3 protein-coding genes and 1 pseudogene are annotated in these 9180 nt (G+C 65.0%); 2 read left to right on the forward strand and 2 right to left on the reverse strand.

Going from position 1 to position 9180, the window contains the following annotated elements; translation table 11 throughout:
- Nucleotides 1–48: 48 nt before the first annotated feature.
- Both ACLJK8_RS20675 and ACLJK8_RS20680 read right to left on the reverse strand, forming a co-directional pair.
- Nucleotides 49–1140 (reverse strand): hypothetical protein, encoded by a 1092-nt coding sequence (locus ACLJK8_RS20675; protein ID WP_413152259.1) that lies wholly within the window; start codon nucleotides 1138–1140, stop codon nucleotides 49–51.
- A gap of 107 nt (nucleotides 1141–1247) precedes the next feature.
- Nucleotides 1248–1628 (reverse strand): annotated as a pseudogene (locus ACLJK8_RS20680) (DUF6441 family protein); the annotation flags it as partial.
- Nucleotides 1629–1666: 38 nt separating this feature from the next.
- On the opposite strand from ACLJK8_RS20680, the gene ACLJK8_RS20685 reads away from it, so the two are divergent.
- Nucleotides 1667–6847 (forward strand): hypothetical protein, encoded by a 5181-nt coding sequence (locus ACLJK8_RS20685; RefSeq protein ID WP_413152260.1) that lies wholly within the window; start codon nucleotides 1667–1669, stop codon nucleotides 6845–6847.
- Between the two features lie 330 nt (nucleotides 6848–7177).
- A complete protein-coding gene (locus ACLJK8_RS20690; RefSeq protein WP_413152262.1) occupies nucleotides 7178–9088 on the forward strand; it encodes a hypothetical protein in 1911 nt (636 codons plus the stop codon).
- Nucleotides 9089–9180: the final 92 nt, after the last annotated feature.

The following is a 9180-nucleotide window of genomic DNA, read 5'->3' on the forward strand; positions in this document are numbered from 1 at the left end:
AAGCCGCCCGCGCCGGCCGCCGTGCTCTGGCCGGAGACGCCGACCACTTCAACCATGGCCGCGAAGCCGACCATGCATTAGATCTGAACCGGGCCACCCAATGGGGGCAGGCCAAGCGAACTTCTTTCCATCCGGCGAAAACACAATCGCTTTAGCGCTCGGAGGGCCTAACGCTTTAAATCCGTTGACGTAAACCGGATCACAGTTTTCATTCCAAAAGTGCGTCCCTGCATCATGATCTGACGAACAAAATTCATCACTGGAGGGAAAGGCCGCGAGGCAACCACTAGTGGCCGGTCCGCCAACGGTTACCGATGCCAGCTGGTTGCCTTCGCTTGTATCCCAAACGGAGATATTATTGTCGGCTCCCAGTGTGGCGAGCCTTTCTCCGGACTTGAAAAACACCATGGAAAGCACTTGTCCGCTGTGCGCGGTCATCGATGGATGAGCCAAATCCGAAATGCTTCTGACGTCCGGGACTCCCTGCATTGTGTCTCCCACAATGCGCCCGCGGATTTCCCTTACTAATTCATGAGTTTCGCCAGTCGTATCATGAATTTTCCTGAAACCAGTATCGATTTTCTCTTCGACCGCGCCCAGACCACGCAGCGTTTCCATGAGCAGGTGTGGCTGCAGGTTCTTGAAGTAGCTCTCGTTCTCGATCGCCGCTTCAAGCGCCGTGCGCACGACCAGGTCCGCGAAGTCTCGGGCAGCACGAGGTCCGTCTTGTCCGAAGGTGGCGGGCTCACGCTCAGCAAGTCGAGCAAGGATCAACTTCGTTGCTGAACTAGGGAGACCCTCTGGACTTCGCGCCGAAGCAGCAAGGGCTTTCCGATCCAGAAAGCACCCCGCTAGTGCACGCTCCATTGACGCATCAGCGGCCTCAAGATCAGCGCGAGTATCCCATCGCTCGACCTTTGCGTGTGCGGCGAGATCAGCAGCAATGCGCTTTCGAATGGACTTGAGCGCGGCCTCAGATTCGGGGCCATGCCTTCTGATGGCATCAGACACGACCGCTGCCAACCCTGCGCCGCCAATAGCAACACCAACCGCTGCTTCCGCGCCGCCACCGAACGCGAGCCAGCCGCAGGTTGCGGCTAGCGCGGTCGCTCTCTCCACACCGTTTTCGAAGAACGCCAACTGATTGCCCTCCATATCGAGTGGTGGCGGGACTTCCTTCGGTCGGCGCCGCGACAATCCTTGCTCCCTGTTGCTATCTAGCAATTCATTGTGTTTTTCGCCACATTCTAAGCGCGCCCCTCCACCCAGTTCGCCACGATCAGCCCCGGCACGCCATCCAGCGCCCGGTCCGCGTCCCGCGCCAGATCCAGCCGCTTCGGCAGCTTGACCTGCGGCACCAGCAGGAAGATCGGCGCGGTGACCTTGCCGCGTCCGGTCTTCGAGCGCGACACGACCGCCTGACCCTTCGTGTTCAGCCGTCCCTCCGCCACCAGCAGGCTCGGCCCCGTCCGCCGATAGACTAAGCGAAGGCGCAGCCCGCGTCGTCGTTCCCACTCGCTAGGAGTGATCCGGCCGCCGCGCAGGGACTTGCCCGCCGCGGGCAACGGGATCGCCAACCAGAACCCGTCCTTGGAGCGGATCAGAGGGCCGGTGTCGTGCGCGCCCACTCAAGGCGTTCATTCGGCCCGCCGAGGCCGACGCCCGCGTGGCGCGGTGGAAGGCCGTCGCGAAGGAGATCGGCGCCAGCGGCGCGAACCGGGGCAAGGTTGTTATCTCGCTCTTTGACTACAGCGGGAAGTGGGCGCAGCCGTGGCGCGATGCCGGCTATTCGGTGATCCAGCACGACATCAAGACCGGATCGGATCTCCTGACCGACGCATGGATCTACGATCAGATCGAGGAAGCCCGGCGCGAAGGTGTCGAGGTCTACGGCGTGCTCGCGGCGCTGCCCTGCACCACCTTCGCCGGTTCCGGCGCGCGCTGGTGGGCCGGGCGGCATGACGTGGAGAGCCCCGAGGCGCTTGCCCAGGTGTTCGGCGAGAAGGCGATTTCCAGCGGCGCGAAATCCGCCCGCGAATACAACGTTATGCTCTATCAGGCGACCCGCGACATGATCGCTCTCGCCAATCCGACCGGCTTCCATGCGCTTGAGAACCCGACCGGCCGCATCGAGCGCGCGACCGGGCTCCCTGAACCGACGATCCGGTTCGACCCGTCGAACTTCGGCGACCCCTACACCAAGAAGACCGGCATCTACGGCTCGTTCCGGGCCGATCTCCCGACCGCGAACGTCGATCCGGTCGAGGGCTCCAAGGTGCAGTCCAAGCTGCGCGGCTACAACGCGCTCGACAAGGAAGCCCGCTCCGACACGCCCGATGGCTTCGCCTATGCCTTCTTCATGGCGAACGACCCCCAGGCGCGCGAGCGCATGGCCGAGCCGCCTGCGCCGAAGGCCCCGGAGCGCCGCCCATCCCCGCGCCCGGTGCCGCCGCTCGACGGCATGAGCCCGATGGGCATGGCCACGAAGCCCGAAGGCAAGAAGGCCGAGCCGAGCGTCGCGGACAGCCGCATCGCCGCGCGGAACGCGATGCTGCCGAAGGGATACAGACTTGCCTATGACAGTGGGGGCAGAAACCTTCACCTTTTCGGTCCCGATGGGGGGATCGTCAGTGCTCTCGCAGCGGCCTTCGCCACGATGCCGCCGAGCCAACAGACGATCGTTCTCAAGAAGGCACAGAACATCGCGGTCAACCATGCAAATCGGGGGGCTGATGGGCACGCGAGGCCCGCGCCGACGACGCTCAAGGTCGGACCCGTGGAGCGTGCCCCGAAGGCCGAGATCGACGCCGCCGCCGCGAAGGCCGATCCGAGCCCGACCGAAGCCCAGGCCGAGGCCGGGAACTATCAGATGGGCCATGTGACCGTGCATGGCCTCGACGTGACGATTGAGACCGCGAAGGGGAACGCCCGGCCCGGCCGGGACAACCCGATCGCCGCGCACTACGGCTACATCAAGCGCACCGAAGGCGCGGACGGCGACCACATCGACGCCTATGTCGGAGACCATCCCGAGCGGGATGCCGTCTACATCTTCGACCAGTACGACCCGAAGACCGGGAAGTTCGATGAACACAAGGTCGTGCTCGGCGCCAGGAACGCCGATGACGCGCGCCGGATCTACGATGCCGGGTTCAGCGATGGCTCCGGGCCGAAACGGCGCAGGGGGCCGCTCGGGCTCGACGTGGACGAGTTCAAGGTGTGGCTCGCCGGAAAGGGGCCGAGCAAGCCCGCCACCCAGGTGACGAGCGATGACGTGCGACCCAAGGCCGCGCCGCCGGTTGCGAATGATCGCGTTGAAGCAAAGATCCGCGATGCCAGGGTGGCCGGATGGAAGGCGGCTCGGGATGGGCTCCCTCGCGAAGTCCCGGCGTTTCTTGGCGACGGCGACCTCGCCGACGCATGGAACGCGGGATACTCAACCGGGTCATACGGCGCCGAGAACAAGCTCGTCTCACGCGACAGGGCGGCGGAACTGCGCGAGCGGCTGAAGGCGAAGCTGCGCGACCAGTTGAACAGCGGCATCGATCCCGAGATCCTCGCGATCGGCGCGGAACTGGCGGTGTTCCACATCGAGGCTGGCGCGCGGCGGTTCGGCGCCTTCGCGAAGGCCATCGCCGACGATCTCGGGACCACCCCTGACAAGCTGCGGCCCTATCTGCGCTCTTGGTACAACGGCGCGCGCGACATGATCGAGGACCACGGCATCTCCATCGAGGGCATGGACAGCCCCGAGGACGTGCGCGCGGCGCTGGCGGAGATCGGCAAGGCTCCGCTGAACGAAACCCCCTCCACGAGCCCCGATCCCGTGGTACAATCGCAGGAGACTGGCGGGGATGGCGATGACGATCGAGGAAATGCAGCAAGTGACGATCAACCATTGGCGCAAGACGGCGCCGACGGTGATCGCGAAATGGAGCTCGGAGGATCTGCGGACGCAGAGCCGGGCTTGCGCGAACCTGACCCGGAGGGAGATGGACGCGCTGAAACTGGTGGGGCTGAGCGAGGACGAAGCCTGGACGGAGGCGCGAAGCCTGTTCTGTCTGGCAAAGCCGCCAAGCCTCGACCAGTAGGCCAAGGCCCGGTTCACCGCGTCGAGGATCGCCCCGACGCGCTGACCGGCGAGAACCCCGGAAATTTCGTCATCACCGAGGCCGATGGCGTCGGCACCGGAACGGATGGCGAGAAGATCAAGGCGAACGTCGCCGCGATCCGGCTGCTCAAGGATCTCCAAGCCACCGGCCGCTTCCCGACGCGAGAGGAACAGGCCGTTCTCGCCCGCTATGTCGGATGGGGTGGGCTCAAGAGCGTGTTCGACCCGAAGAAGGCTGGCGCGACGGACATGTATGGCCGCGCCCAGGCCGACCTGAAATCCCTGCTCACGCCCGATGAATACGCGGCGGCGAACGCATCCATCCGCAACGCCCACTACACCGCGCCCGGCGTCGTCTCGGCGATGTGGCGCGCGGCGCGGCATTTCGGCTTCACCGGAGGCCGGGCGCTTGAGCCCACGGTCGGGACCGGGAATTTCCTCGGCCTGCAACCCGCCGACATGGCGGCGGGCACCGAATGGCACGCCGCCGAACTCGACAACATCACGGGCGGCATCGCGCAGATGCTCTATCCCGAGGCCAATGTCATCGCCGGCAAGGGTTTCGAGACCGCGGCTTTCGCCGATGACGCCTTTGATCCCGCGATCGGAAACCCGCCATTTGGCGCGCAGACGATCAAGGACCGCTCGAAACAGCGCAAGCACCTGGGCGGCCTCAAGATCCACAACTACATCATCGCGAAATCGGGGATGCACCTGCGCCCAGGCGGCGTGATGGCGATGGTTGTGACGCATCGCTTCCTCGACACGGCGAACCCGGAGGCGCGCGACGTGCTCGCCAAGGACTTCCGGTTCCTCGGCGCGATCCGGCTCCCGAACGACGCCTTCGTGGCCAACGCGGGCACCGAGGTCACGACCGACATCGTGTTCTTGCAGAAGCTCGGCCCCGACGAGGCGCGGGAGCGCGACGCGGCGTGGCTCGACACCGAGGGAGAACTCTCCATCGAGGGCGGCGGAACCGCCCGCGTGAACCGCTATTTCGTGGAGAACCCCGGCCACATCCTCGGTCGCAGCGCGATGGACGGGACCATGTATGCCGGGCGCCGGAACGAGAAGGGCCTCGGCGAATATACCGTCCATGGCGATGGCCGCGACCTGGGCGCGGCCATCGACGGCATCCTCTCGGGGGATTGGGCGAAGTATCGAGGCATCCTCAAGGGCGACACCGCGCGCGCATCCTCGCCCGCGATGATCGTTGAAAGCGATCTTCCCGTGGGCGGCATGATGCTCTCGCCCGAGGGGAAGGTCACGCGGCGCGATCTCGATGACGACGCGGGCAACGCGGTGATCGAGGAAGTGACCGCCGAAAGCCTCTGGAAAAATCTGGCCGAGGAATGGCTCGCCGCTGCGCAGGCTGCCCGCGCCTATTTCGTGGCCGCGTCCACGGGCGATGGAGATCCGCACGCCGCCCGCGCCGCGCTGCTCGACGCTTCCGGCGTTGCCTACACCGCCGCCGGCGGCAAGAAGCCGAAGCGGACCAAGGCGGAACAGGCGGTCTACGATCTGATCGAAGCGGCGCATGACAAGGACGTTCGCGCCCTCGGCGGCGCCGTGGATGAGATCGAGAAGGCATCGAACAATCGCCGGCTCGGCGTGAAGGGGCTGCGCGCCCTCAAGGGAATGCTCGATCTCCGCAATCGGACCCTCCGATTGATCCAGGCCGAGAAGTTCAACCACCCCGATATGGAGGCGGATCGCGCCGACCTGAACGCAGCCTATGACGCATTCGTGGATGAGCACGGGCCGATCGGCGAGAACGTCGATATTCTCGCGGGCGACTATGGCGTCGAGGTCGGGCTTGAAGCCGACTACAAGCCCAAGGTCACGCGCGAGGCGGCGAAGAAGCAGGGGATCGAGCCGAGCCCGGCGCAGGCCACGAAGGCGGACATTCTGTCCAGGCGCGTCAACTTCCCTCACCGCGAGATCACGCGGGCGAAAGACGCGGTGGACGGCCTCAATGTCTCGCTTTCGGAGCGCGGGCGCGTGGATCTCGACTATATCGCGCGGCTCACCGGATCGACGCCGGGTGATGTCGCCGCCGAACTGATGCGCGGCCCGAAGCCGCACGCCTTTCTCGATCCTGAGACCGGCCAGTATGTCCATTCCGACGCCTATCTCTCGGGGAACGTGAAGGCCAAGCTGGAGGCGGCGCGCGAAGCCGGGATGGAAGGCAACGCCTCGGCGCTTCAGGCCGCCTTGCCCGAGCCTCTGCCCCAGGAGAAGATCACGCCGAGCCTGCGCGGCGGCGCGTGGATACCGGCCGAGATCTTCGAGGCATTCCTGACGGATCTCGGCGCCACCGGGGCCAAGGTTTCAGTCGTCCCGTCCCTCGGCCGGCTTGCCATCGTTAACTCTGGAAGCGGTGCGCCGACCGCCCTCGGCGCGGAGTTCGAGGACGATCACGCGACGGTCGGCGAGATATTCGGCGCCGCCGCGGCCGGGAAGGCGATGACGGTCAGGGTCAGGGACGGCAAGGATACCGTTGTCGATCCTGAGGCGACCAAGGATCTCAATGCCAAGGTCGAGCGAATGGCCAAGGTCTTCGCGGAATGGGCCTTTGCCGACGAAAGCCGGGCGCGCGCGATCGTCGCGGACTTCAACGAGAAGATGAACACGCATCGGAAGCGGGCATACGATGGCGTCTCCTTCCTCAAGGCGCCCGGCGCAAGCGATGCGGTGAAGCTGCGGAGGACGCAGAAGAACGCGGCGTGGAGATGATCCAAGAGGGATCGGTTCTGCTCGACCACACGGTCGGAGCGGGCAAGACCTTCACCGGCATCACGGGCGTCATGGAGCGCCGCAGGCTCGGACTGAGCCGGAAGCCGATGATCGTGGTTCCGAACCATCTCGTCGTCCAGTGGGCGCGCGATTTCTACAAGCTCTATCCTGGCGCGCGCATCCTCGCCGCGACCCCGGATGATTTCGCGCGGAAGCGGCGGCGCCGGCTGTTCGCGAGGATCGCCACGGGTGATTTCGATGCCATCATCATCGGGCATTCGTCGTTCGGCTATATCGCTCCCCCGCCCGCCGACGAGAAGATGGTCATCGATGAGCGTCGCGGAACTGAAAGGCGCGCTCGAACAGATGCGCCTGAACGGCGAGAGCGGACGAACGCTCGGCCAGATCCAGGATCGTATCCAAGCCTACGCCACCCGGATCAGCCAGATTGCCGAGCGCCCGCGCGACGAGATGGGGTTCGATCTCGCCGACATGGGCGTCGATTACCTGTTCGTGGACGAGAGCCAGGAGTTCAAGAACCTCGAATACGTCACCGGAGGCGAGCGGGTTGTCGGCATGAACGACCCGAAGGGTTCCAAGAAGGCGTTCGATCTCTATGTGAAGATGCGCGGCATCCGGGCGCGGAAGGGAGGCGTGGCATTCGCCACCGGAACGCCGGTCTCGAACTCCCTTGTCGAACTCTACACCGTCCTCTCCTACCTCGGGCATGAGGATCTCGTCTCTCGCGGGCTCTCCAATTTCGACGCATGGTCGGGCTCCTTCGCCGTGACCGAGACCAAACTCGAGTACACGGCGACGCAGAAGCTCAAGCCGCGCCGCGTTCTCTCGGCGCTCACCAATCTGCGCTCGCTCGGCCAGATGTACGAGCATTTCGCCGATGTCATCACGCTCGACACGCTCAAGAAGATGCACGCCGAGGATGTGACAGCCGAGAACAAGCGGACCGGCGCGTCCAGGCGAACCTCCTTTCCGGTCCCAAAAGTGAAGTCGGGCGGGCGCCAGTTGCAGATGGGGAAGATCACCGCGCAACAGGCCGAGTTCATGGACTATCTCGTCTCTCGTATGCAGGCGATCCAAGACAATGCCCGCGACCGGGAATACATCAAAATCGACAACGCCCTTTGGGTGCTGACCGACGCGCGCAAGATGTCGCTCGACATTCGCGCCGTCGATCCCCAGGCAGACCGCGATGAAGACGGCAAGGTCATGCGCGCCGCCCGAAACATCAAGGCGACCTATGACCGATGGGCCGACGATCGCGGCACGCAACTCGTGTTCAGCGACCTGAGCACCCCGGCGAAGGGCGCCGTGAAGGCCGCCGACACATTGCTCAGCAAGGCCGCGACCGTTCTGTTCCAGGGCAAGTCCAAGCAGGAGATGGAGGCGGTCGCGGATCAGACCCGACAGGACAAATGGAGATGGATCGAGGACCGGAGGGACGAAATCCTGTCCGACCCGGAGACCACCGAAGCGCGCCGCGATGCCATCGAGGAACACTTCGCCGAGATCGAGGACGCCCAGGCGGCGATGCTCGTCGCCGATACCGGCTTCTCGGTCTACGACGACCTGCGCGACGTGCTCTCGGACATGGGCATCCCTCGCGCCGAGATCGCGTTCATCCACGAGTACAACACGCCCGAGCAGAAGGATAAGCTGTTCCGGCAGGTCAACGCGGGCGTCATCCGCGTGCTCGTGGGCTCGTGGGCGAAGATGGGCGCGGGGACCAACGCCCAGGAGCGTCTGGTCGCCCTGCACCATCTCGACGCGCCGTGGCGCCCGTCCGATGTGGAGCAGCGCGAGGGCCGCATCATCCGCCAGGGCAACAAGCTCTATGAGAGAGACCCCGATGGCTTCGAGGTCGACATCATCGCCTATTCGACCGAAGGCACGTCCGACACGGTGATGTGGCAGATCCTCCAGCGCAAGGCGGCGCCCATCGAGCAGTTCCGCGAGGGCGGCCTCGATGCGATGGAGGAAGATGGCGCCGACAGCGACCAGTATGCCGAGTTCATGGCAAGCTCGACCGGAAACCCGGTCTTCCGTCTTGAACTTGAGGCGTCGCGCCGCACGACCGATCTCTCCGCGCAGCTTGGCGGCCGGCGCATCGCCAAGGTCAACGCGGAGAGTTTCGTCAAGAATTTCGATCGGCGCAGATCGCGGTACGCCAAGATCGCCGATGGCGCGGCGAAAGCGAAGGTCTGTACCGCCCCCGGATCCTGAGACACCTGATTGCGCTTACGCGGCCAGCGGGATCGTGTCCATCTGGTCGCGTCGGAATTGGGCTGGGGAGCGGTGTCCGTGCCGCTCGATCA

Origin of the sequence: Amaricoccus sp. W119 (assembly GCF_047275745.1) — a bacterium.
GTDB lineage: Bacteria > Pseudomonadota > Alphaproteobacteria > Rhodobacterales > Rhodobacteraceae > Amaricoccus.

Coding starts and splice junctions, on each gene's coding strand:
- ACLJK8_RS20690 (WP_413152262.1), top strand. CDS start 7,178: ATGAGCGTCGCGGAACTGAAAGGCGCGCTCGAACAGATGCGCCTGAAC.